Source organism: Gordonibacter sp. 28C, from assembly GCF_003339845.1.
In the GTDB taxonomy this organism is placed as follows: domain Bacteria; phylum Actinomycetota; class Coriobacteriia; order Coriobacteriales; family Eggerthellaceae; genus Gordonibacter.
The window spans coordinates 75,114-98,649 of record NZ_PPTR01000014.1; the positions used below are offsets into that span (position 1 = coordinate 75,114).

Here is a 23,536-nt window from a genome sequence, read left to right on the forward strand (position 1 = left end):
GTCGCAAGGAAACATGCTGTTTTGCTGACGAGTTCGCCTGCGAGTCGCGATCGCGTTACGCGCGGCGCCCCTCGTGCCTTACAATCGGAAAAACGTTTCAACCGCATGACGGAAAGAGGGCGCTATGGCAGATCGCGACGACATCACGCTGGGCTTCATCGGATTCGGGAACATGGCGCAGGCCATGGCGCAAGGGCTCGTGGAGTCGGGCGCGCTGCCGGGCGAGCGCATCTACGCGACCGCCGCGCACTTCGACAAGCTCCAGAAGAGCACGGCCGCGCTGGGCGCCTGCGCCTGCGAGACGGCGCGCGAGGTGGTGGAGGCGAGCGACTTCGTGGTGCTGGCCGTGAAGCCCTACCTGGTGGCCGACGTGGTGGAGCCCGTGCGCGACGCGCTTGCCAACAAGGCCGTGATATCGGTGGCCGCCGGCTGCGACTTCGCGTTCTACGAGGGCGTCCTCGCCCCCGGCACGCATCATTTGAGCACCATTCCCAACACCCCCATCGCCGTGGGGGCGGGCGTGGTGGCCTGCGAGCAGCGCCACTCGCTCGACGACGGCGAGCTAGCGGCGTTCGAGTCCCTGTTCGGCCAGGTGGCGCTCATCGAGTGGGTGGACGGCAAGCTGCTGTCCACCGCCAGCTCCGTGGCCGGCTGCGGCCCCGCCTTCGCCGCCATGTTCCTAGAGGCGCTGGGCGACGCGGGCGTGAAGCACGGCCTGCCGCGCGCCACGGCGTACCGCCTGGCCGCGCAGATGATGATGGGCACGGCCAAGCTGCACCTGGAAACGGGCACCCACCCCGGCGCCATGAAGGACGCCGTGTGCTCGCCGGGCGGCACCACCATCAAGGGCGTGGCCTCGCTGGAGAAGGACGCCTTCCGCGGCGCCGTCGTCAACGCCATCGACGCCATACAAGGTTAGGGCGTCCCCGCCGTTCGGCCGCCTAAAACGCGACGGCGGTCTCCGGCCGCGGCCCCGCGCTGCCCGAAGACCGCCGTCGCGGACAGCGCTACGACCGACGCGCTGTCCGCGACGGCTCCCTACAGGTTCGCGTCCATCTCGTAGGACAGCTGGGAGTCCTCGGCGGACTGCATGACCAGGTCCTGCGCCATCGAGCGCGCATCGACCAGCATCTCGTCCATAAACGCGCGGTTGGCCTCCGTCAGCGCCGCGGTCAACTCCTCTCCGGAGAGCGCGGCGGTCTCTCGGTCGGTGCGCTCCACGAACGCGCGGGCCTTGCGACGGCAGGCGGAGAGGTAGTCCTCCACCGGCTTCGCGAACATCGCGTAACGCGTCTCGGCCAGCATGCTCAACGTGCGGTACAGCCAATACGCGCTGTCGCTCTCGGGGCGAACGCCCGCTTTCTCCCAAACGGGATGGACGGTCGACGCGTTCGCGAAGAACGGCACGAACGGAGAGAACGCCGTGGTTGCCAGCGCCACCCAGTGGACGCCTGCGCGCTCGGCGGGCAAGCCGGGTCGCAGCTGCAGCACATGACCCTCCTGCGTGCGCGACAGCGCGATGGACCGGTAGCGCGTGCGGGTGCGCTCGTCGCCGTCGGTTCCCAGAGGATCGAAAGGCGTGGCGTTGTAGTGCGAGCCCAGCACCCAGGCCACATCGTCCACGTCGATGAGGCGGTTCGCGCGGCGGATAAAGGGCAGGTCCAGATCCTCCGGCTGCTGTTCGACAGCCGGGGTCAGATAGCGCTGGCCGTACCACACGCGCGGCGCGTTGTAGTGCAGGTCCTGCTGCGAGTACGTGCCGAATATCCGCCGGAAGTCGAACGTGCCGGGATCGGGGTTCAGGTGGTGCTCCGCGACGAACTCTCGTATGCCCTCCGACCACTTGAAGTCGGGCGAGGCGAAATCGACCTCTTGGATGGAGATGCGGTTCGCGCACACGGCGTAGGCGTCGTCGGGAACGCGCTGGGCAACCCAGTGGTGCCCCGTGGCCAATTCCATGTACCACACCTCGTCCGCGTCGGCGAGCAGCACGCTGTTGCCTTCGGCCGAGCCGTGCGCTTCAACGATGGCGGCGATGCGCTCCACGCCCTCGCGCGCCGACTCGACGAACGGCAGCACGACAGTGACCAGGGCGTCCTCGGCGAGCCCGTCTTCGACGAGCGGGTCGAAGGCAAGAACGCGGTCGTTGGCGTAGGTGCTCTCGGTGGCGCTCATGGCCACGCCCGCCTCGTTGATGCCGGCTTCCTCGTACAGGCCCTCCCCCGTATCGCCCTCGGGCGTGGACGTGTAGCGCAGCCCCCGTCCATCCAACTCGCACGCGAAACCGTTGTTGGCCGACACGAACCGCTCCTTCCGATGCATCCGCGCCGGCACCACGGTGAAGCGCTTGGGGGCGCAGGCGTCGTGATGGTCCTCGGTGCGCGCGATCATCGTCGAGCCGTCGACGGACGCGGCTTTGCCGACGAGCACGGACGTGCAAGCGCAATGGGTGGGTCGGGCCATGGAGGCCTCCTGTTCCTCGAACGCGCCGCGCCGGGCGGCCCGCCGATTCCAGGCGCCAAGGTTCGCGAAGCTTGGCGCTCATGTTCAGATGCGCTCATTCTACTCCTTCGAGCGACGCGTCGCATCTGTCCGTGCGGCTCGCGTGGAGCAGCGCACGGACGGGCGCGCTTGTGTTACGATGCAGGTACGAAACCACGCGCGGCGCTCTCGCCGCGCGGCCGGCGAACATGGGATCGGCGCCGCCATTCCCCTGCGAAAGGACGGCAGACATGCCCATCAACAAGGCGGTGCTCGCCGCCTTCAGAGCGGCCACGAGGCTCAGGCCCGACATCAAGGAGTTCTACGCGACGCAACGCGCGGCCGAGGACATGCTCGCCAAGCTCACGCTGCGCGACCCCCGCTGCCGCATCGAGGACGTGAGCGCCGTCATGCCCGACGGCTTCGAGGTGCTCTTGCGCGTGTTCACCCCACTCGACATAGACTTCTCGCTGACCTCCGGCCTCAAGGTGACCGAGGACTCCCGCGGCACCATCCTGTTCTTCCACGGCGGCGGCTGGGTCAACGGCGACGTGGACTTCTACACCGACGCCTGCACGTCCATGGCCCTGCGCCTCGAGCGGCGCGTGGTGTCGGTGGACTACCGGCGCGCGCCCGAGCACCGCTTCCCCCAGGCTCCCGAGGATTGCTACGAGGTGACCCGGCAGCTGCTGGCGGGCGAGCTTCTGGCCGACGTCGACGCCGACCACGTGGTGCTGTTCGGCGACAGCGCGGGCGGCAACTTGGCCGCGGTGGTGTCGCTCATGGCCCGCGACCGCGGCGAGTTCATGCCGCGCACCCAGATGCTGCTCTACCCCGTGACGTACAACGACCACGACCCCTCCACCTCGTTCTTCGACTCGGTGCGCGCAAACGGCGAGGACTACCTGCTCTCGGCGCGCGACATCAAGGGTTACATGGAGCTGTACGCCTCGAAGCCCGAGGATCTGCACAGCCCCTACTTCGCCCCGCTGCTCGAGCCCGACCTGTCCGGCCAGCCCCGCACGCTCGTGGTCACGGCCGAGTACTGCCCCTTGCGCGACGAGGGCGAGGTCTACGCGCAGCGTCTGGCTGATGACGGCGGCGACGTGCAGTGCTATCGTGTACTCGACGCCGTGCACGGGTACCTGCTGTACCCGACGGTGTTCAACATCGTGAAGGACACGTACCGCATCATCAAGAGCTTCTTGGATGGGGACGAGCTTGCACAGGAAGGTGAGCCGGCTTGGCTCGAGATACTTGGTACCGCTTAGACAACGTCGGCAAGTTCTACTCGTCGCAGGCGGGCAGCTCCGCCCAGACGGTGTTCCGCTATGCGGCCGAGCTGGTCGACGAGGTGGACGAGACCGTGCTGCAGCGCGCCCTCGACAAGACGGTGGACACGTTCCCCGGCTTCAACGTGTGCCTGCGCAGCGGCATGTTCTGGCACTATCTGGAGCAGTCCGCCAAACGACCCCTTGTGACCTGCGAGAACCTGCCGATATGCTTCGGCCTGCACGTCCACGCCAAGAGCGTGCTGTTTAGGGTGAGCTACTACCGCAACCGCCTGAACCTGGAAGTCTCGCACATCGTGTCCGACGGGCGCGGGACCTTGAACTTCTTCAAGGCGTTGCTCTACGCCTACCTGCAGGAACGCTACGACGTCGACGGCATCTTGCCGGAATACGACGGCTCCGACCACCAGAAGTCCGAGAACAGCTTCGACAAGTACTACGAGCGGGACAAGGCCGCCTCCACCCGCGCGCCCAAGGTGTACCGCATCTCCGGCTGGCGCGACGTGGCCGACCCCACGTTCATGGAGTACCACCTACCCGTGCGCTCCATGCTCGATCTGGCGCGCTCCCACGGCGTGAGCCTCACGTCGCTCGTCATCGCCGCGGTCATGTGCTCCATCCGCGACGAGATGCCCCGGCGCGAGCGTCACCGGGCCATCCGCATCGACATACCCGTGGACCTGCGGCAGTTCTTCAAGTCCACCACTACCAAGAACTTCTTCGGGCTGGCGTTCGTGTCCTACGTGCCCGGCGACGAGGACGAACCCGTGGAACAGGTGGCCGAGCAGGTGCAGGAGCAGCTCAAAACAGCCACACTGCTCGAAAACCTCAAACCCCGCATGAACCGCATGATCGCGCTGGAGAAGAACCCTCTTCTGCGTCTGGCGCCGCTGTTCGTGAAGGACGCCATCCTCGAGCTCGTCAGCCGTTTGACCGCGCGCGAGACCACCACCACCGTCTCGAACCTCGGACGCATCCAGATAGACGAGCGGCTGGCCCCCTATGTTCGCAGCGTCAACCTGCTCACCTCCACCACCGGCATCAACTTCCTGCTCTGCTCGTTCGGCGACGACTTGTGCGTGGGCATCTCCACGGCGTATTCGAACCCCGACGTCGTCAAGAACTTCTGCCGGTACTTCTCGTCCCAAGGCATCGAGGGGTACGTCAACATCAACAAAACGCGCGAGGAGGTTGCCGAAGACCTGCGCGAGACCAAGTTCGAGACGTCGGTCAAACGCCTGGGCGGCCAAGCGCCCGCGCACGGCGGGACAGCGGAGCAGACCGAGCGGCAAACGGGAGCGGACAAACCCGGACGAGCCGAGAGGGAGGCGGAGACGGGCGGACGCGATGAAAGCCGTGCCGAATCGAAGAAGTCCGAGCGCGCCGAGAGGAAAGCCGCCCGGGCGAGGGCGGCGGCGGACAAGAAGGAGGCCCGGCGATGAGGCGATGCGACAAGTGCGGCGTCGGGTTCGCCGGCGACCTCGACCGCTGCCCGCTCTGCCAAGCCGAGCTCACGGGCCAGGCGGAGCCCTCGGCGTTTCCCAAGAACGAGGTGCGCAAGTCGGGTGCCATGGCGCTGAGGGTGCTGGCGTTCGCCACCGGGGCGTGCCTGCTGGCCATGCTGTTTCTGGGGCAGTTCGTGTCCCTGCCGGGCGACATCGTGCTCACGGTGTGTCTGGGCCTGGTGGTGAACTACCTGTTCGTGCGCAACATCCTCGTGCATACCCCGGATTTTTTGCGCGTGGTCGTGCGCTACTTCCTCATACTGCTGGCCATCGCGGCCCTGTGGTACCTCATCACGCGCAACCCGGTGGTGACCACGTTCGTCATACCCGGCATCTGCCTGCTGGCGCTCGTGTTCGACGCCGTGCTCGTGGCGGTGTTCCGCGGCACGTTCGTGTCGGGCTACGCGAAGTACCTGCTGTTCGACGTGGTGCTGGGACTGATCCCCCTCGCGCTCGTGGCGTTGGGCCTGACCACCTGGGACGTGCTCGCCAACGTGAGCGCACTCGTGTCCAGCGTGTTCCTGCTGGCGCTTATCGTGTTCACCCGCAAGCAGCTGGCCGCCGAGGTGCGCAAGCTGTTCTCAGCGTGACGACCACGGGAAACGCCGACAGGCGCGAGGCGAACCGCCGGTTTGACGGAGGCTGCCATAACCAACCCGGTCGCCTCGCCGCGAGCACACCGGGTAAACCGTTTCGCCGCTTCGCACAAGCCGGCGAAACGTGGTCGTTCGCACTCGCATACCGGCATTATCTCGTCCAAATGTCGCGCGCCCCCGCCCGACCCATCCCAACATCGCTCCGCCCGGCCTTCGTACCGCCTCCGGCACCCCGTCCCAGCCAACTTGGCACAGTAATGGCAGATTCTTTGCATCCAACCTGCTTTCTAGAGGGATACGCTTTTCGCCCAAGATTCGCGATCAGGGGAAACCCCGAAGAGGGCAGAAAGAAGCGCATCGTCGGCGTGCTTTCGCCTCCAAACTTGCAGAGAATCTGTAATTACTGTGCCACGGACCCCTGGCGCGACGCCGCGAGGTCCCGCCGAGGACGCGGACCTCGTTTCAGCGCCGCAAGCGACTCGTGCGCGACTGCGCGCGGCCGTTTACTCGTACCCCACCGGCAACCCCAGCTGTCTCCTGAGCTTCAGCTTGCGAGCATGGTAGTTCGTGGCGCGAATCTGCGAGTGCTTCCCCAGATGCCGTCTCAACGTGTACGCTATCGTCTCGGTCGCAGCGAAACTGTCCAGCTCGTCGTTCGTGACGCCCACCACGGTCCAGCCCATGGACATCAGGGCGTTCGTCCTTCTCGAGTCCGCAATGCGGACGAGCTCCCCCTCGTGGCACTCCTTGCTCTGGTACTCCACATCCAGCTTGTTTTCGGGCCAGCAAAGATCGGCACGAAAGGACCTCTTCCCGGAAATCGCCCGCGCGGCCCTGCTCGCCTTCACTTCGTAGTTCATATGGGGGATTCCCAGACCGTAGCCCCCGTGCCTGTGCGGCAGCCCGAGGACGAGAGCCTGCTTCGTCTCGCGCGCCGAAGCGGAGCCGTCGACAAGATAGCGGACGATGCGGGCGACCTTGCGGGCGCCGTAAACCGAAGGGTTCAGCGCCACGTAGTCTCCGAGTTCCCGCACGGAAGCAAGCGGAACCACGTCGTAGGCGGACGAGGGACCCGTACGCTTGGTCTGGTACGTTCCGCATAATTCGTAGCCCAGCTCGAGCAGGGCAACCGCGCTTTTCTCCCGAGTCGCCTCGTGCGCAAAGGCGAGGGCCGGCACGCTGGCGAACACGCCGTCCTCCAGCTGATAGAACGACGCACCCAAAAGGGACGCGGTGCAGGCATGCCACCGGCAAGTCCGCGAGGCCCGGTGCCGCACGGCGCCCCCGACAAGGACGTGCCAGGGGCCTTCAATGGCAAGCCCCGGGTAGGCGGCCTCCAGACGACCGACCGCAGCTTCGACCTCGTCTGCGGACGGCGCGCAGTCGGGCAGAACGCAAGACCTCCCCTTCACCGGAAGAAGCGCCGCAGGTTGAACCTGGCGCAGTATCCGCAAAGCCGTTTCGTACCCGAAGAATATGCGCGGACCCTCGTTCGCGCGCGAGATGGAAGCAGGCATGGAACCTCCCCTGCAAGCCCGTTGCTCAGAGGATCTTGCAAGCGTGGTAGGGGAAGCGAGGGCACCGTTTCCGCAATGGGCTGCTTCGCCGGGCGAAGAGCGCCTGCACTGGCTCTTTGATAGCGCTATTCTAGCAGCAAGATGCGACGCGCGGCACGAAAATCACCGATCCTCTGCGTCGAAGCGTCTTCGAGAAGGGTCAAGCGTCATTCGCATCTTTCGCGATCTGGGAAAACGTCGGGAAGAGATGCCGTTCGCACGTTTTCCTACGAGTCCTTCCCGCCAAACCTGCAGGGAATCGGTGATTTCCGTGCCGACTGCAGTACGAACGCGAGCACCCCGCTTCGCTCGGTATGCGAAAACGAGCGTCCGTGCTCTCCCTGTTCCGCTACAATAGCCATATGGAAGACAACGCGCGCATCCTCGTCATCGAGGACGACATCGACATCAACGACGTGATGGCCACCTCGCTTCGGAAGGCGGGCTACGCATGCGAGCAGGCGTTCTCGGGAAGCGAGGCCCGTTTGCTGCTGAAGGCGGCGGCCTTGGAGGGCGAAGCGCCTTTCGACCTCGTCATCACCGACCTCATGCTGCCGGGCGCGTCCGGCGAGGACCTCGTTCGCGAGATCCGCAACCGCAGCGACGCGCCCATCATCGTCGTGTCGGCCCGCACCGGCACGAACGACAAAGTGGAGCTGCTGAAGCTGGGTGCCGACGACTACCTGGCCAAACCCTTCGATCTGGACGAGCTGCATGCACGCATCGCCGTGCAGTTGCGCCACGCCGCCCGCGGCGCCGGCCGCAGCAGCGCCACGCTGCGCTTCAAAGAGTGGGTGCTCGACACCGAGGCGCGCACCCTCGTCGTCGCCGGCGCGCCGGTGAAGCTCACGCGCCTGGAGTACGACATCGTCGAGACGCTGGTGCGCCGGCCCAAGAAGGTGTTCACGAAACAGGACCTGTTCAGGGCGGCCTGGAACGAGGAATGCTTCGTGGAGGAGAAGGCCGTGAACGTGCACATCAGCAACATTCGCGGCAAGCTGAAGGCCACCGGCACCGAAGGGTACATCGAGACGGTGTGGGGCATCGGATTCAAACTGGCGGACTGATGAGCGGACCGGCAGCTCCAGCGATCTTTACCCTTTCTTAACCATTTCCGAGCGGATTGCTGAACATCTTTTCCGTATCGTGGTGGACGTGGGGAAAACGACGATACGGAAGGAGCGCAGCGTGAACGTAATCGAGACGCACGGGCTCGTGAAGACCTTCGGCGGCCGGGCGGCCGTCGACCAGTTCGACATGCACGTGAACCAAGGCGACGTCTACGGGTTCGTGGGCCGCAACGGCGCCGGCAAGACGACGGTGATGAGGATGCTCGCAGGACTTGCCGCCCCCAGCGGCGGAGAGGTGCGGGTGTTCGGAACGGAGCCGAAGGAGGCGGGCACGTCGCGACGCATCGGAACGCTCATCGAGGCGCCGGGCCTGTACGGATCCATGACCGCCTACGACAACATGATGCTGAAGGCGCTCGCGCTGGGGCTCGTCGACCCGAAGACCAAAGTGCAGAACCTGCTGGCGTTCACCGGCTTGGGGGCTGCGGGCTCGAAGAAGACCCGGAACTTCTCCATGGGCATGAAGCAGCGCCTGGGCTTGGCGCTCGCGCTTCTGGGCGACCCCGACCTGCTGCTGCTGGACGAGCCGCTCAACGGGCTGGACCCCGAGGGAGCGCGCGAGGTGCGCCAGCTCATCATGCACCTCAACGACCAACGCGGCATCACGGTGGTGGTGAGCTCGCACGTGCTGGAGCAGCTGGGCAAGATGGCCACGCGCTACGGCGTCATCCGCGAGGGCCGCATGGTGCGCGAGATGTCGGCTGCCGACGTCGACCAGGAGTGCAGCGACTTCCTGCGCCTCGATGCCGCGAACCCGACGCTCGCCCTGGCCGTGCTGCAGGAGCGGTTCCCCGCCCTGCGGTTCCAATCCATGCCCGACGCGTCCATCCGCATGTACGGCAGCGTGGACGCTGGCGAGATCGGCTCGACGCTGAACGAGGCGGGCATCGCCGTTCAGGGCCTGTACGCCCACAAGCGCGACCTGGAAGAGTTTTTCGTTGAGATGATGGGGGCTGAGTACCGTGGTTAATATCATGAGAATGGACGTGTACCGCCTCGTCCACGGCAAGTCGTTCTGGATATTCCTGGCCATCATCGTGGGCACGGCGGCACTGGCCACCGGCATGATGAGCGTCGTCACGAGCCCCGAATTCATGCAATCGATGCAGTCGGCCAGCGACGTGGCGGCCCGTTCGGGCTTCAAGCTCTCGATCACCTCCAGTCCGGGCGGCCTCGATGCGGGCGACTACGCCGACGTGGACGCCGCGCTCGCCATGCTGTCCGGGGGCATCACGCAGATCGCCTATATCGGCAGGCTGTTTCTGAACGGTGGGGCGCTCACCGTCATGTTCGCCATCTTCCTGTCCATCTTCCTGGCGTCCGAATTCGAAACCGGCTTCAGCAAGAACGTGTTCACCGTGCAACCGAACCGCCTGGCGTTTCTCGGCGCTCGCGTCGTCGAGATCGTCGTGCTGGCCGCGGTGTTCGTCGCGGTGGCCTTGGCGGCGTCGCTCGCGTCGGCGGCCGTGTTCGGGCTCGACCTCGCCCCCACCCCCCTGCCCGACTTCCTGCTGTGGGGCGTGCTCGTGACGTTCGTGACCGCCGGATTCGGCATGCTCACGGCGCTGTTCGTATGGCTGACGCGCAAGATGGCGGTGGGCATCGTGGCGGGCGTGCTGCTGTCCACTGGCCTGGTCACGAGCATTATCCAAGGCATCCTGCTGCTGTTCCCCAATCTGAAGCACCTCGCCGACTTCACGCTGAGCTCCTGCATGGCCTCGCTCGGCCAAGGTCTGGACGTAGCGGGCGGCCTGAGCTCGGTGCACGTGGCCGTCGTGGGGTTGGCGTTCATCGTGCTCGGCGCCGTGCTGAGCGCCGTCGCCCTTCAAAAGAAAGATATCTAGACTATGGAAATAGCGGTCGCCCTGCTCGCCGTCGCCGTCGTCGCGCTGACGGTCCAACTCGTCCGTTCGGAACGGGAGCTGCGCGCCATCGCGCGGTTCCTGGTGGACCGCGACACGCAGAGCAACGCCCGCGTCACGGTGTCGGTGCACACACGCGGGTTCGTGCGCCTGGGGCAAGCCGTCAACCGTCAGCTGGACCGCCATCAAGGCGAGCGGATAGCGGCCGAAGAGGGCAAACGCGACCTGCGCCGCGGGCTCACCTACCTCTCGCACGACATCCGCACGCCTCTGGCCGGCGCGCAAGGCTACGCGCAACTTGTGGCCGTCGAGGAGGACGAGGCGCTGCGAGCGCGCTACCTCGACGTGGTGGGACGGCGGCTCGACGACGTGGCGAGCCTGCTCGACCAGCTGTACGCCTACGCCCAGGTGCAGGATCCCGACCATCGCATCGAGCGCGAGCCCGTGAACGTGAACGACGTGCTGGCGGAATCACTCGCATCGCTCTACACCGCGTTCAAGGAGCGCGGATGGACACCCTCCATCGAGCTGGAAAACGAGCCACTCGTTGCCCCTTCGGATGTCGACGCGCTGGCGCGCATCTTCCGCAACCTGGCAGTGAACGCGCTGCGCTACGGCAGCGACGCGCCGAGCATCGTGCAGAGCGGGCGCACGGTCGCGTTCTCGAACCGCGTGGCGAACCCCCAGGACGTGAACGTCGAGCGCCTGTTCGAGCGGTTCTACCAGGGCAGCGCCGCCCGCACCGGCGAGGGAAGCGGCCTGGGGCTGGCCATCGTCGAGCAGCTGGCAAAGGCGCTCGGCATAACCGTGTCCGCCCGGCTCGACGGCGACGTGCTGTCCATAGCATTGGCGTTCCCCGAGTAGCGCGTTTCCCCGATGCCGGATCCGGCCGCTGCAGGAAGAAGCGCCACCCTACAGGCGCGCGATGAGCACGGCAAAGACGGCCGCGAACACGCCGACGACGGCGAGGGGCACGGCCCCGTCGACGAAAGAAGCCAACGGCGGCAAGTGGAAGTACAACACGTAGCACACGAGGTTCGCCACCGTGACAAGCGCTATGACGGCGGCGATTGTCCAGAACGCTCCTAGGGGCAGCGCCCCTGCGCCCAGCAGCGCGTTCGCCACGGCCAGCTCGAGAGCCGCCCACAGGACGAACAGCAAGAGCTCCGTGGTGACGGGCCGCTGGAAGAAGCGCACGGTCACGAACGCCAGCACCGCATAGGCCGCCACGCCGCCCACGGCGAACGCCCAGCCCGGCGCCGCGCCGACGCCCGCGCCCGACCCCGCGAGCGCGCCGAGGCCCATCGCCAAAAGCACGATCGCCGCGATGCCGCCTGCAACCGCGCCCAAGATGAAGCCGACGCCCACGGCGTACATTGCCCCGGTCGCTTTCGGCAGCGCGGGGTTGAAGAACACCCACCACCATGCCAAGTACAACGCCGCGCACACGGCCAGGGCCGCATGGCCCCAAACCAAGGTTCCGGGAACGGTGGATTCCATTGCTCGTCGCCTCCTACGCTCGACCGCACCGCGCTTTCCGCGCAAGAGCCGAACGACTTTCAACGTGGCCCTCGCTCCTTCGCAGCTCCCGTTATACACCACCTTCGGCAGAATATCGGACGCAACGGCGAACCGTCACGATTCCGATCGCCAACGATGCGAATCCTCACGCAAAGACGTACAATGCGGGAGAGGTCCGAAGACGTTTGGCGAGAAAGGAACGCCCATGAACATTCTGGTGGTGACGGGAAGTCCGCGCAAGGGATCGAACACCGACCTCATGGCCTCCGCGTTCGCGGAGGGCGCGCAAGAGGCCGGGCACGACGTGACGGTGCGGCACCTGCACGAGCACAAGGTGGAGCCGTGCCTGGCCTGCGAGTACTGCTTCGCGCACGACGGAACGTGCGTGCAGAAGGACGCTATGAACGAGCTTCTGGCCGACGTGGACGCGGCCGACGCCCTCGTGGTGGCGTCGCCCATCTACTGGTTCGACGTGTCGGCGCAATCGAAGTGCTTCATCGACCGCCTGTACGCGCGCGCCCGCAAAGGCTTCTCCATCAAGGCGTTCGCGTTTCTGCTGGACTCCGGCTCGCCGGGCGTGTATGCCGCGGCCGAGGCGCAGCTCGCCGACATCTGCGGCTATCTGGAGTGGGAGAACAAGGGCACGTTCACCGCTCCCGGCATGAACGGCCGCGGCTCCATCAAGGACACGGGCTATTTGGACGGCGCGCGGGAGTTCGGGCGGACGTTCGCATAGCTGCCCATCGCGACGACGCCGCCGTCGAGCGGACGATCAGAAGGAGGCCGTGTCGAGGCCGCCGTCTCGACACGGCCTCCTTTGCGAGGCGGCGGGGCCGCTTCCGCAGCAAGTCCGCCATCCCCCCCCCCCGGTTGCCGCGAGCCGCTCCGCCTAGGAAAGCTCGCCTTGCGCGTCGACGGGATCGTTCGCCTCCGCCCTCTGCTCGGCCAGCAGCAGGTCGACCATGCGCCCGTAGCTTTGCATGCCGTCGGACTGGTTGTTCGCCTTGAGGTACGCGTCGTTCGCGGCGTTGGAGGCGTCCTGCACCGGACCCTCGTACTGCGCCCAGTGCTGCGCGCGCTGGGCCAAGTCGCGCTGCACCGCGGGCGCGAGGCCGGCCGCGATCCGCGACGCCGCCTCCGGATCGACCTTCCGTAGCGCGCCCATGGCGTTGTCGTACGCCAGCAAAAGCCCGCTGTAGCGCATGAGCGCGTCGCCGGACTCCTTGCAGGCCAGATACGCGATGAAGTTGGCCTCGTCCTCGCGCATGAAGCCGCACTGGTGCGCCAGCTCGTGCGCCATGGTTCCGGGGACCGAGAAGAACGGGTTGTCCACGTTGATGTTCGACTCCATGGTGAAGGGGAAGAACATGCCGCCGATGTTGGCGTACGACATGAGCTTGGAGGCGAGCACGGGCTTGGGCGGCGAGTACAGCGGCCGCTCCAGCACGGGATAGCGCTCGGCCAGCGCGCGCATGGCCGCCACCGACTCCCGCGCGTAACGCTCGAACTCGCCCGGCTGGGCAGCGAACAGGTCGGCGTCGACGCCCAGCTCCGCGCGCTCCCGTCCCAAGCCCTCGGCGAGCGACGCGGCGAGGCGCTCGAGCTCCTCCTGCCGCTCGACCGCATCGATGTCGGCCATCTCCGCATCGTAGCCGGTGTACGAGGAAAAGGTGTGCCGATGGTAGTTCAGCCCGCATAACGCGGTGAAGGAGAAGAACGCGACGCAGGCTATCGCGACCGCCCCCATGACAGCGCGGTACGCGATCAAACCGCGCTCGCCTTTGCCCACGACGATCTTGCGGACGTAGTACGCGACGTAGCCCAGGCAGAACAGCAGGAACAAACCCGCAGCCCACTCGGCAACCGAGAAGCCCACGAGCGACGGCAGGAAACCCACCGCCGAGGACAGCGCGGGGTACACCGTCCTGCCGTACGCCTCCGCCCAATCGGGATGGCCCTGGGCGAGCAAGGTCGCCGCCAGGGCGACCACGCCGAGCGGGATGAGCAGCATCCGCTTGAGCAGGAACTTTTTCTCGCCACCGTCCGCAGCGCGGCGCCGCCCGCCTTCCCGACGATCCACGAGCTAGACCTCCAGCACGAACAGGTCGTCGGACTCGTCGTAGGAAAAACCTGCCGCACGAAGCAGCGCGCGAGAGGCTTCGTTTCCAGAATCGGGCTGCACGATAACGCGCTCGGCGTCCGGCTCGGCGGCGATGCGCTCGACCAGGAGTTCAAGGGCCGCGCAGGCGACGCCGCAGCGCAGAAAGGCAGCCTCCCCCACCAGGTAGTCCAAGCTGTACGATCCTTCGGCAGGCTGCGTCCCGTTCCAATCCTCGCCGCCGCGCGCGAACGGGTAGTACTGGCAAAAGCCCGCAGGCGCGCCGTCGGCTTCGATGACGAAGTGGCGGATCCACGAGAACGCGCCTTGACGGCCCTCCGCCTCTTCGATCCAAGCGTCTGGATGCTCGAACCACGGGCGCACGTGCTCGGCGGCAAGCCACCGCCGCAAACGGGGCACGTCTTCGTCTTCGAACGGTCTGAGGGCCACGTCCACGGGCGTCCTTTCGTCGACTGGGGAGTTCGTTCCCATGATAGCGCAGTGCGGCCTCGGGCATGCCCGAGGCCGCGTTCGCGACGAGCTATCGCCGAAACGGGTTCGACTGCGCCCGCCTTACAGCTTGCCCACCAGGTCGATGCCCGGGTGCAGCACCTCGGAGCCCGGCACCCAGCGCGCGGGGCACACGGAGTCGCCGTGCTCGGCCACGAACTGGCTCGCCTGCACGCGGCGCAGCAGCTCGGCGGCGTTGCGGCCGATGTTGCCCGCGTTCACCTCGTAGCACACGATCTTGCCCTCGGGGTTCACGATGAAGCTGCCGCGCTCGGCCACGCCGTCCTCCTCGATGTACACGTCGAAGATGTCGGCCAGCTTGTGCGTGGGGTCGGCGAGCATCGGGTACGGCAGGTTCTTGATGTTCTCGGAGGCGTCGTGCCACGCCTTGTGCACGAAATGCGTGTCGCAGGACACGGAGTAGATCTCGCAGTCGGCGGCCTGGAACTGGTCGTAGAGGGCCGCCAGGTCCTCCAGCTCGGTCGGGCACACGAACGTGAAGTCGGCCGGATAGAAGAAGAACACGCTCCAGTGGCCCAGCACGTCGTCCTTCGTGACGGTTTTGAAGTCGTCGTTCGAGAACGCCTGGACGGAGAAATCGTCGATCTCGCGGTTGATCATGGACATGTTGCTCGCTCCTTCGCGTCTTCGACGAGCTGGTCGGGCGGCTGTCTGCGACCTGCGAAACGCCTGACGGCGCATGTCTTCGCGATCCGCAGCACACCCGCCTTGCTCGCCGCATTTGTTATCTTGTGCTTACTTTCTCATATTTGATACTTTTTGAATAGCATTTAAAGATTCCTGCCGAAAATCTCCAAAACCAGGATCGGACGTTTTGCCGACAGCCAGCCTAAGCGGCCGCTTGACCTGCCGCGTAAGATCCGCGGCGGATCCGTGTAAGGTCCATGCAAGGTCCGTGAGACAAATCCGCAGATCAACAGTGATATGCTGCGAACAGCAGCAGCTAAGATCGGAACGAGGCGCCCCCTGCCGCTCATTGCACCTGCAGCAAACTTGACCAACCACTATTTTAGTAGTACTTTAAAGTAGTACTAAAGGAAGGACGGGTATGGACGATATCATCGTGCACCCGCATTCCCTTAAGCACGGGCTCACCAAAGAGGATGTCGCGTACGCGTGGAACAACTTTGCAAGGAAGAGACCGCGAGGCGACGATTACTGGGTGGCTTTGGGTTTCGACGGCAAAGGCCGCGAGGTAGAGCTCGTCGCTGCGGTACTGGCCGACGGCACGTTGCTGCTGATCCACGCGAAAACGCCGGCAACGAAGAAGTTCAAGAAAGAGCTCGGGTACGGAAGGAGGTAGCAACATGGAGTACACGTTGAAAAGCGGCGCGGTGGTGACCGACGATGATCTCGAGCGCATCGCCGACGCGTTCGAACGCGGAGAATTCCCTAGCAAACCGGGCAAACTCGTGGTGGGTCGCCCTCGCCTCTCCCACGAGCCGCTGGAAGTGATCTCGTTCAAGGTTCCGCGTTCCATGGCGCAAACCATCAACCGGGCCGCCGAGGCTACCGGAGAAAGCCGCTCCAGCTTCCTGCGCGATGCTGCCATGGAGAAAGCCGAGCGCACGTTGGCCGCGAGTTAGCATTGCGAGCATGGCGCGGCCGTGATTATGGCCGTGCCAACTTCCCGGCTTTCGGGTTCGACCGTCCTCGTGTGCCGTGGTACAACCCGCTCACCAACCCTCGAGAAAGCCACGCGGAGCCCCCGCCTACCGCGGCCGGGTTTCCGCCAGACCCTCGTCGGGAAGCTTCGCCTTGGCCGGGGCCTGCGCGCAGCCGTCGCACGAGGGCGCGGCGCATCCGGAGCAGCCGCCGCATCCGCCCACGCCGGCGCGGCGCCGGCGCACCATGCGCCGCACCACCAGCACGACGGCCAGCGCGACCGCGAGGCCGACCGCGACGGTCCACACGTCCCCCGCCGGCAGCTCGAGGAACAGCCCCACGCCGCGCACCGCGAGCGCGGCCACCCAGGCCACGGCGAACTGCCCGAACACCATGGCCAGCGCCCAGCGCCCGCCCAGCTCGCGCTTCACCGAGGCGATGGCCGCCACGCACGGCGTGTACAGCAGGCAGAACACCAAAAGCCCCAGCGCCGCCAGCGGCGTGATGGCCGCCACCAGGGCCGCCGTCGACCCGAACAGCACCGACAGCGTGGACACCACGCTCTCCTTCGCCATGATGCCCGTGACCAGCGCCGTGGAGATGCGCCAATCGTCGAAGCCGAGCGGCGCGAACACCGGCGCGATCCAACCCGCCACCACGGCCAGCATGCTGTCGGCCGAGTCGGCCACCACGTTCAGCCCGAAGTCGAACATCTGCAGGAACCATATGACGATGGTGGCCACGAAGATGATGGTGAACGCCCGCTCCAGGAAGTCCTTCGCCTTCTCCCACAGAAGCTGGCCCACGTTGCGGGCGCTGGGCATGCGGTAATTCGGCAGCTCCATGACGAAGGGCACGGCCTCGCCCGAGAACATGCCCTTGCGCATCACGAGCGCGGCCAGCACGCCCACGACGATGCCGCCGAAGTACAGCCCCACCATGACGATGGCGCCGGTGGCCGGGAAGAACGCCGCCGTGAAGAACGCGTAGATGGGCAGCTTGGCCGAGCAGCTCATGAACGGCGTGAGCATGACCGTCATCTTGCGGTCGCGCTCGGAGGGCAGCGTGCGCGACGCCATGACGGCCGGCACGGTGCAGCCGAAGCCCACGAGCATGGGCACGATGCTGCGGCCCGACAGCCCTATCTTGCGCAGCAGCTTGTCCATGACGAACGCCACGCGCGCCATGTAGCCCGAGTCCTCCAGAAGCGACAGGAAGAAGAACAGCGTGACGATGGTGGGCAGGAAGCTGAGCACGCTGCCCACGCCGTTGAACACGCCGTCGATGACCAGCGATTGCAGCACCTCGTTGACCTGCATCGCAGCCAGCCCGTTCGCCACCACGTCGGTGAGCCACCCGATGCCGGCGTCCAACACGCTCGACAGCCACGCGCCCACCACGTTGAACGTAAGCCAGAACACGATGGCCATGATGGCCACGAACGCGGGGATGGCCGTGAACGTGCCGGTGAGCAGCCGGTCGATGCGGGCGCTGCGCGCGTGCTCGCGGCTCTCGCGCGGCTTCACCACGCACTCGTCGCACACCTTCCCGATGAAGGCGAACCGCATGTCGGCTATGGCCGCCGCGCGGTCCAAGCCGCGCTCCACCTCCATCTGGCGCACGATGTGCTCGAGCATGTGCCGCTCGTTCGGATCGAGGTGCAGCTTCTCCAGCACGAGCCCGTCGCCCTCGGCCAGCTTGCTGGCGGCGAACCGCACGGGGATGCCGGCACGCTCGGCGTGGTCGCCCACGAGGGTCATGATGCCGTGCAGGCAGCGGTGCACCGCGCCGCCGTGCTCGTCGGCCGCGCAGAAGTCCTGGTGGACGGGCGGCTCTTGAAAGCGCGCGACATGCAGCGCGTGGTCCACCAGCTCGCCGATGCCCTCGTTCTTCGAAGCCGAGATGGGCACCACGGGAACGCCCAGCAGCTTCTCCATCTCGTTCACGCGGATGGTGCCGCCGTTGCCCTCCACCTCGTCCATCATGTTCAGCGCCACCACCATGGGAACGCCCAGCTCCAAAAGCTGCATGGTGAGGTACAGGTTGCGCTCCACGTTCGTGGCGTCCACGATGTTGATGATGCCGCGCGGTTGCTCGTCCAGCAGGAACCGGCGGGTGACCACCTCCTCGCTGGAGTACGGCGACATGGAGTAGATGCCCGGCAGGTCGGTGACGTTCGCCTCCGCATGGCCTCGGATGGTTCCGTCCTTGCGGTCCACCGTGACGCCGGGGAAGTTGCCCACGTGCTGGTTCGCTCCGGTGAGCTGGTTGAACAGGGTGGTCTTGCCGCAGTTCTGGTTGCCCACGAGCGCGAACGTGAGCGGCTCGCCTTCGGGCAGCGGCTGCTCGTCGTCCTTGTCGTGGAACTTGCCGCCCTCGCCCAGGCCCGGGTGCGGCACGCGCTCGGCGAAGCTGCGGCGCGCCCGAGGGCCGCCGGTGCGCTCGGCCGCGGCGTCGCGCTCGTCGGTCACCTCGATCTTGCGGGCGTCGTCCAGGCGCAGCGTGAGCTCGTAGCCGTGGATGCTCACCTCCACCGGATCGCCCATCGGAGCGTGCTTCACCATGGTCACGTCGACTTGCGGAATGATGCCCATGTCCAGGAAGTGCTGCCGCAGCGATCCATCGCCGCCCACCGCCACCACCGTGGCGGTCTTCCCGATGGGCAGGTTGTTCAAGGTGCCCACGTCTCGTCTCCTCGCGCAGCCGCAGCGAATCCCCCTCGCCCGGCCCCGTTAGCCTTCGTTTACTTTCGGGAACCATAGTACCGCTAATCGGCCCGGATGGCACGAGAAAGTTTCCCAAGGTGAACGATTCGTGTATCGAGGAGCGAATGCGCCTCGTTTCAGTCGGACGGGAGGAAGGCGCCCGCGTCGAGCGCGATGTCGAAGCGCAGCCACTGCGTGCCGTCGCGGTCCTCCAGACGCGCGCCGATGTCGCCGCCCATGCGCTCCAGCAGATGGCGCGCGATGGCGAGGCCGAGGCCGGAGCTTTCCTGCGTCCGCGATCCGTCCGCCGTGTAGAACGGCTGGAACAGGCGCTCCGCCTGATCCTCGTCGAGCGCGTCCGCGTCGTTGGCGAACGTGACGAGCACGCGACGACCGTCCTCTTCGGCGGTCTGCCGCACCGACACCTCCAGCGCGGACTTCGCGTACTTGCCCGCGTTGTGCAGCAGATTCGAGAACACGCGGTCGAGCGCGTCCTCGTTCGCGCAGGCCGGCACGGCGCGCTCCGGCACGGACAGGCGCACGTCCAGGCCCCGTTCGGAAAGCAGCCGGTACTGCTCCGCCACGGCCTCCCGCAGCGCGCGGCCGACGTCGACCTCCCCCAACTCCAGCTCAACGCCGTCGCCCTCGAGGCGCGAGAGCTCGTAGAACTGCGCGACGAGGCGCTCGAGCGAGGACGCCTTCCGCCTGACCGTGGCAAGCGAAGCGCGCGTGCCGTCGTCCAGACGCGCTTCGTCCACCAGCGCCAGATACCCCCTGATGGAGGTGAGGGGCGTGCGCAGGTCGTGGCTGATATGCTCAACCTGGGCTTTCAGATCGGCTTCGCGGCGGGCGTGCTCCACGCCCTGCCGACGGATGCCGTCGAGCGCCGCGTTGAGGGTGCCGAGCAGCGCCTCCAGATCGCGGTCGGGCTGGGGCAGCCGCACGATGCGGTTCTCCTCCAGCTGCGCCACGATGGCGCGCAGCTCGCGGTCGACTTGGCGAATCGACCGCCTGAGCAGGAGATAGCGCACGCCGAACCAGACCGCCGCCGCGATTGCGCAGACCAGGGCAACCGTCAACAGGGCATCCGCCATGCGCCCTCCCCTCGCCTACAGCTCGACCTTGCGGGCGCGCCACACGCCCGCGACGGCGAACAGGGCCAGGCCGGAGAAACCGGCGATCAGGCACCTTGCCAGGCCGAACGGCTTGTCCCAAGGGAAGTCTCCGCCCAAAAAGGCCATGTTGACTTCGTTTCCGAAGATGTTGGTCGGTAGCCAGCTGGCGAGCACGGCCACCGGGTCGATCCGCAGGCCGACGAGCGCGAGCACCTGGGGCACGACGAACACGACGACTATCCAGGCGACGATGGCGGCCGTCGTTTTGGCGAAGTAGCCGTCCAAAGCGACGGCGAGCACGACGGCGGCCACGATGGAGGGCAGCCCGGCCGCAATAGCCGCGAGCAGGACGCCCACCGGTTCGGCAACGGGGCCTTCGAGCAAGAGCGCCGCGCTTCCGATGTAGACGACCAGCACCACCGCCATGGACGCGAGGCCCACCGCAACCGAAACGATGCACTTGCCGACGAAAAGGCTCGTGCGGGAGCACCCGTGGGCGATCGCGTTCTTGCACGTGCCGTTCTTCCGATCGTCGGCGTACAGCAAGGCGACGAGCACCCCGGCCAGGGCGAACAGCATGGTGAACATCCCCAGGAGGTTGCTCAGCGAGAAATGGACGGTCGCGTAGGGGAACGTGGGGTCCACGAACGTCATGACGTACAGGACGATGTTCGCCGCCAGCACGACAACAACCAATGCGACGACGAGCAGGTACGCTTCGGTGCCGCGCGCGATGCGGTAGAACTCGCCTTTCATATAGTTCAGCATCACGCAGCCCCCTTTTCCTTCATTTCAAGATAGTACTGCTCAAGCGACATTTTCCGGCGCTCCAGCTTGCAAACGCCCAAACCCTGGGCGCTGGCGAGCGCGCTGTACGTTTCGACGCTCGCCTGGGGGTCGAAGATGCGCACCGTGCCGTCGGGCAGCACCTGGTAGCGCTCGTGGCGCAGTTCGCGCTCGAGCAGCACCGTGTAGCGGGCCGGGTCCGACACGCCGATGTCGATGCAATCGGCGCAACGCGTCTGCAGCGTTCGGGCGCTCACCTGCTCGACCAGACGGCCGCGGCTGAGGAAGGCGTACACGGTGGCCAGCTGCTCGAGCTCGGCCAGATGGTGGCTCGACACCACGATGGTGATGCCCTTCTCGCGGTTGAGCTGCTGCAGGAACGTGCGCATCTCCACGATGCCGCTGGGGTCGAGACCGCTCGTCGGCTCGTCCAAGATCAGCACTTCCGGCTCTCCCATCAGCGCCATCGCCAGACCGAGGCGCTGTTTCATGCCCATGGACAGCTCGCGGCACCGAAAGCCCTTCGCGTATGTCAGCCCCACGACGTCCAGCACGCGAGCCACGCGGTCCTTGCCCGGAACGCCTTTCTGGATGCGGCAGCACTCCAGGTTCTTCTCCACGCTCAGGGCGGGATAGAAGCCGGGCTGCTCGATGATGGCGCCCACCCGCGCCCGTTGCCGCTCCAGGTCGCGCGGAGCGTGCGAGCCGAACAGCCGCAGCTCCCCCTGCGTGGGGAACGCCAGTCCGCACAACAGTTTGAACAAGGTCGACTTACCCGCCCCGTTGTCGCCCACCAATCCGAACACGTCGCCGCGCCGCACGGTGACGCCCACGTCGTCCAAGGCGGTGAAGGCCCCGTAGCGCTTCGTGAGCCCTTTCGTCTCGATCACTGCATCCATCGAACAGGTTCTCCCTTTCTTCCGCTCGTTCATGATAGAGGAACCTTACGGCAGCGGCGCTTAATAAGTCCTCAAGAAAGGCTAAGGAAAGCGTAAAGGCGCGCGGCGCGGCGTTTCGGGAACACCGCCGAACGCGCATGCCCGCCCGGTGACGACGAGCGCGCCGTCGGCAAAGAGCCCCTCCGCTGCCGCTGCGGGGGTCCTTCGACTACGCTCGCTCCGATCGCTCGCCCGAAACGGCACAATGTCCTAAAAGGGGACAGTCCCCTTTTAGGACACGAAAGGGGACCGTCCCCCTTTCGGGGCGTTTCTCACGCCAGCTTGAACCCGATGCCCCAGACGGTTTTGATGTACTCCCCGTCCGAGTCGACGGCGGCCAACTTCTTGCGGATGTTGCTCACGTGCACGTTGACGGCGTTCTCCTCGCCGTAGTAGCCGGCCTTCCACACCAGCTCGTACAAGCGCTCGCGCGAGAACACCTTGTCGGGCGCCTGCATGAGCACGTGCAGGATGTCGAACTCGTGCGCGGTGAGCGCGAGCTCGACGCCGTCGAGCGTCACGCGCCGCGCAGCCGTCTCCAGGCGCAGAGCGCCGCGAACGAAAACCGGGTCGTCGTCGGTGCCGCCGTCACCCGCACGCGCGGCGCCCCGGTAGCGGCGCAGCACGGCGCGCACGCGCGCCGATACCTCGTCCGGCTCGAACGGCTTGACCACGTAGTCGTCCGCGCCCAGGGCCAGCATGTCCACCTTGTCGGAAAGGGCCGCCCGCGCCGACACGACGATGACCGGCACGTCGAGCCCGCGCTCTCCGCGCAGGCGCGCGACAAGGTCGGCGCCGTCCATGCCGGGCAGCATCAGGTCCAGCAGAACCAAGTCGAACGCCTCGCGCTCCACAAGCAGCAAAGCCTCGGTACCCGAGAACGCTTGGACGACCGAGAAGCCGTCGCGCGCCATTATCTTGACGAGCAGGGCGTTGATGTCCGGGTCGTCTTCGACCACGAGAATGCTGCACGCGTCCATGTCGACCGCCCTTTCTCCGTGCGCCTCTAGAACCCGCACACGCCTCGTTGACTTGAAGCCGCTCACATTATCGGCGAAAACGGGCGGCCCGTCGAGAACGAAGGGGCTGGGGCAGGATCGCACGAGAATGCGGGAAGCAGCGAAAGGATGCTTTGAAGATCGACCAGGACAGGGAGCGAGGCTGTTGGCGGCTCCCTTGACGGCTCCCGGGTCGCCGCAGCCAGGCCTAGCCGCGCTCGAGCCCGTCGACGTAGGCGCTCCACTTGGCGAACGACTCGTCGCTCATGGCGTGCTCCATCTTGCAGGCCTCTTCGTCGGCGGTGGCCGAGTCGATACCGAGCATCTCGGTCATGAACTTGAACAGGAGCCGATGGCGGTCGAGCACCCGCGTGCCGTATTCCAGCCCTTCTTCGGTCAGGGTGATGTCGCCGTAGGGCGGTTGGTCGACCAGGCCCTTTTCCTTCAGAACCGAGAGGGCCTTGCTCACCGACGCCTTCGCGACGTCGAGGTTCTCCGCCACGTCGACGGAGCGCACGGCATGGTGCCCGAGCCCGCCGAGCACGACGATGGCCTCCAGGTAGTCCTCGCAAGACACGGATATCTTTTCCACGAACACCGTTCCTTTCGTCGTCGACCGCCCGACTCCGGCTCGCGCTGCGGGTCGAGGCGGCCTCGCCGCCTTCCATGAGGGGTCGGCGTCTTCGCTGCAAAGACGATATGAGTAGAACATTGTGAGCCCCTACTTCATATCGTCTTCTCATTTGACCGTGGATCTTTGGGCTGATAATGGTCGCGTCCATACAACCGGCAATTCTTCCCAGGTTGCCACATATAC

The 23,536-nt window shown here is 66.2% G+C and carries 23 protein-coding genes; 11 read left to right on the plus strand and 12 right to left on the minus strand.

The window, feature by feature from the left end:
- Positions 1–124 precede the first annotated feature (124 nt).
- Complete coding sequence (gene proC, locus C1878_RS14370; RefSeq protein ID WP_114602293.1) at positions 125–919, plus strand: pyrroline-5-carboxylate reductase; 795 nt, start codon at positions 125–127, stop codon at positions 917–919.
- Between the two features lie 119 nt (positions 920–1,038).
- Here proC and C1878_RS14375 read toward each other — a convergent pair whose 3' ends face one another.
- Positions 1,039–2,463 carry a C69 family dipeptidase gene (locus C1878_RS14375; RefSeq protein ID WP_114602294.1) on the minus strand — a complete coding sequence of 475 codons (1,425 nt, stop codon included), beginning with the start codon at positions 2,461–2,463 and terminating at the stop codon, positions 1,039–1,041.
- A gap of 269 nt (positions 2,464–2,732) precedes the next feature.
- Here C1878_RS14375 and C1878_RS14380 point away from each other — a divergent pair, with 269 nt between their 5' ends.
- Genes C1878_RS14380 through C1878_RS14390 form a run of 3 tightly spaced genes read left to right on the plus strand, consistent with a single transcriptional unit; the run spans position 2,733 to position 5,868 of the window.
- Positions 2,733–3,752 (plus strand): alpha/beta hydrolase, encoded by a 1,020-nt coding sequence (locus C1878_RS14380; protein ID WP_114602295.1) that lies wholly within the window; start codon positions 2,733–2,735, stop codon positions 3,750–3,752.
- Entirely contained in the window at positions 3,725–5,215 is a 1,491-nt protein-coding gene (locus tag C1878_RS14385) for an alcohol acetyltransferase (protein WP_241963767.1), read from the plus strand. Before C1878_RS14380 ends, C1878_RS14385 begins: the two co-directional genes overlap by 28 nt.
- Complete coding sequence (locus C1878_RS14390; RefSeq protein ID WP_114602296.1) at positions 5,212–5,868, plus strand: DUF6320 domain-containing protein; 657 nt, start codon at positions 5,212–5,214, stop codon at positions 5,866–5,868. The genes C1878_RS14385 and C1878_RS14390 overlap by 4 nt, the downstream gene beginning before the upstream one ends.
- A 509-nt stretch (positions 5,869–6,377) precedes the next feature.
- Here the strand turns inward: C1878_RS14390 and C1878_RS14395 are convergent.
- On the minus strand, positions 6,378–7,391 hold the full coding sequence (locus tag C1878_RS14395; RefSeq protein WP_114602297.1) for a DUF559 domain-containing protein: 1,014 nt from the start codon (positions 7,389–7,391) through the stop codon (positions 6,378–6,380).
- Between the two features lie 371 nt (positions 7,392–7,762).
- Between C1878_RS14395 and C1878_RS14400 the strand changes: the two genes are divergently transcribed.
- The 4 genes from C1878_RS14400 to C1878_RS14415 all read left to right on the plus strand — a co-directional run bounded on the left by C1878_RS14400 (position 7,763) and on the right by C1878_RS14415 (position 11,286).
- Positions 7,763–8,497 (plus strand): response regulator transcription factor, encoded by a 735-nt coding sequence (locus tag C1878_RS14400; protein WP_241963768.1) that lies wholly within the window; start codon positions 7,763–7,765, stop codon positions 8,495–8,497.
- A gap of 121 nt (positions 8,498–8,618) precedes the next feature.
- The gene (locus C1878_RS14405) at positions 8,619–9,530 is read left to right on the plus strand and encodes an ATP-binding cassette domain-containing protein (protein ID WP_114602298.1); all 912 of its coding nucleotides are present in this window, start codon (positions 8,619–8,621) and stop codon (positions 9,528–9,530) included.
- The gene (locus C1878_RS14410; protein WP_241963769.1) at positions 9,523–10,404 is read left to right on the plus strand and encodes an ABC transporter permease; all 882 of its coding nucleotides are present in this window, start codon (positions 9,523–9,525) and stop codon (positions 10,402–10,404) included. The genes C1878_RS14405 and C1878_RS14410 overlap by 8 nt, the downstream gene beginning before the upstream one ends.
- Positions 10,405–10,407: 3 nt before the next feature.
- Positions 10,408–11,286: a HAMP domain-containing sensor histidine kinase gene (locus C1878_RS14415; protein WP_114602300.1), complete on the plus strand. Its 879-nt coding sequence runs from the start codon at positions 10,408–10,410 to the stop codon at positions 11,284–11,286.
- 48 nt (positions 11,287–11,334) lie between these two features.
- Here C1878_RS14415 and C1878_RS14420 read toward each other — a convergent pair whose 3' ends face one another.
- Positions 11,335–11,922, minus strand: a complete 588-nt coding sequence (locus C1878_RS14420; protein ID WP_114602301.1) for a hypothetical protein — start codon at positions 11,920–11,922, stop codon at positions 11,335–11,337.
- A 226-nt stretch (positions 11,923–12,148) separates the two neighbouring features.
- On the opposite strand from C1878_RS14420, the gene C1878_RS14425 reads away from it, so the two are divergent.
- The gene (locus tag C1878_RS14425) at positions 12,149–12,679 is read left to right on the plus strand and encodes a flavodoxin family protein (RefSeq protein WP_114602302.1); all 531 of its coding nucleotides are present in this window, start codon (positions 12,149–12,151) and stop codon (positions 12,677–12,679) included.
- A 153-nt stretch (positions 12,680–12,832) separates the two neighbouring features.
- Here the strand turns inward: C1878_RS14425 and C1878_RS14430 are convergent, their stop codons facing one another.
- The 3 genes from C1878_RS14430 to ahpC all read right to left on the minus strand — a co-directional run bounded on the left by C1878_RS14430 (position 12,833) and on the right by ahpC (position 15,178).
- On the minus strand, positions 12,833–14,023 hold the full coding sequence (locus tag C1878_RS14430; protein WP_241963770.1) for a DUF3810 domain-containing protein: 1,191 nt from the start codon (positions 14,021–14,023) through the stop codon (positions 12,833–12,835).
- 3 nt (positions 14,024–14,026) lie between these two features.
- The gene (locus C1878_RS14435) at positions 14,027–14,491 is read right to left on the minus strand and encodes a GNAT family N-acetyltransferase (RefSeq protein WP_241963771.1); all 465 of its coding nucleotides are present in this window, start codon (positions 14,489–14,491) and stop codon (positions 14,027–14,029) included.
- Between the two features lie 123 nt (positions 14,492–14,614).
- The gene (ahpC, locus tag C1878_RS14440; RefSeq protein WP_114602305.1) at positions 14,615–15,178 is read right to left on the minus strand and encodes an alkyl hydroperoxide reductase subunit C; all 564 of its coding nucleotides are present in this window, start codon (positions 15,176–15,178) and stop codon (positions 14,615–14,617) included.
- A gap of 442 nt (positions 15,179–15,620) precedes the next feature.
- On the opposite strand from ahpC, the gene C1878_RS14445 reads away from it, so the two are divergent.
- A complete protein-coding gene (locus C1878_RS14445) occupies positions 15,621–15,875 on the plus strand; it encodes a hypothetical protein (RefSeq protein WP_114602306.1) in 255 nt (84 codons plus the stop codon).
- 4 nt (positions 15,876–15,879) lie between these two features.
- Positions 15,880–16,158, plus strand: coding sequence for a ribbon-helix-helix domain-containing protein (locus C1878_RS14450; RefSeq protein ID WP_114602307.1), 279 nt, complete (start codon positions 15,880–15,882; stop codon positions 16,156–16,158).
- A gap of 126 nt (positions 16,159–16,284) precedes the next feature.
- Here C1878_RS14450 and feoB read toward each other — a convergent pair whose 3' ends face one another.
- The 6 genes from feoB to C1878_RS14480 form a co-directional block, all read right to left on the minus strand.
- The gene (gene feoB, locus C1878_RS14455) at positions 16,285–18,861 is read right to left on the minus strand and encodes a ferrous iron transport protein B (RefSeq protein WP_114602308.1); all 2,577 of its coding nucleotides are present in this window, start codon (positions 18,859–18,861) and stop codon (positions 16,285–16,287) included.
- Between the two features lie 158 nt (positions 18,862–19,019).
- Entirely contained in the window at positions 19,020–19,976 is a 957-nt protein-coding gene (locus C1878_RS14460; protein ID WP_114602309.1) for a sensor histidine kinase KdpD, read from the minus strand.
- 15 nt (positions 19,977–19,991) lie between these two features.
- Positions 19,992–20,765 carry an ABC transporter permease gene (locus C1878_RS14465; RefSeq protein ID WP_241963773.1) on the minus strand — a complete coding sequence of 258 codons (774 nt, stop codon included), beginning with the start codon at positions 20,763–20,765 and terminating at the stop codon, positions 19,992–19,994.
- On the minus strand, positions 20,765–21,682 hold the full coding sequence (locus C1878_RS14470) for an ABC transporter ATP-binding protein (protein WP_114602311.1): 918 nt from the start codon (positions 21,680–21,682) through the stop codon (positions 20,765–20,767). Before C1878_RS14470 ends, C1878_RS14465 begins: the two co-directional genes overlap by 1 nt.
- A gap of 311 nt (positions 21,683–21,993) precedes the next feature.
- The gene (locus tag C1878_RS14475) at positions 21,994–22,701 is read right to left on the minus strand and encodes a response regulator transcription factor (RefSeq protein ID WP_114602312.1); all 708 of its coding nucleotides are present in this window, start codon (positions 22,699–22,701) and stop codon (positions 21,994–21,996) included.
- A 226-nt stretch (positions 22,702–22,927) separates the two neighbouring features.
- A complete protein-coding gene (locus C1878_RS14480) occupies positions 22,928–23,311 on the minus strand; it encodes a metal-dependent transcriptional regulator (protein ID WP_114602323.1) in 384 nt (127 codons plus the stop codon).
- Positions 23,312–23,536 lie beyond the last annotated feature (225 nt).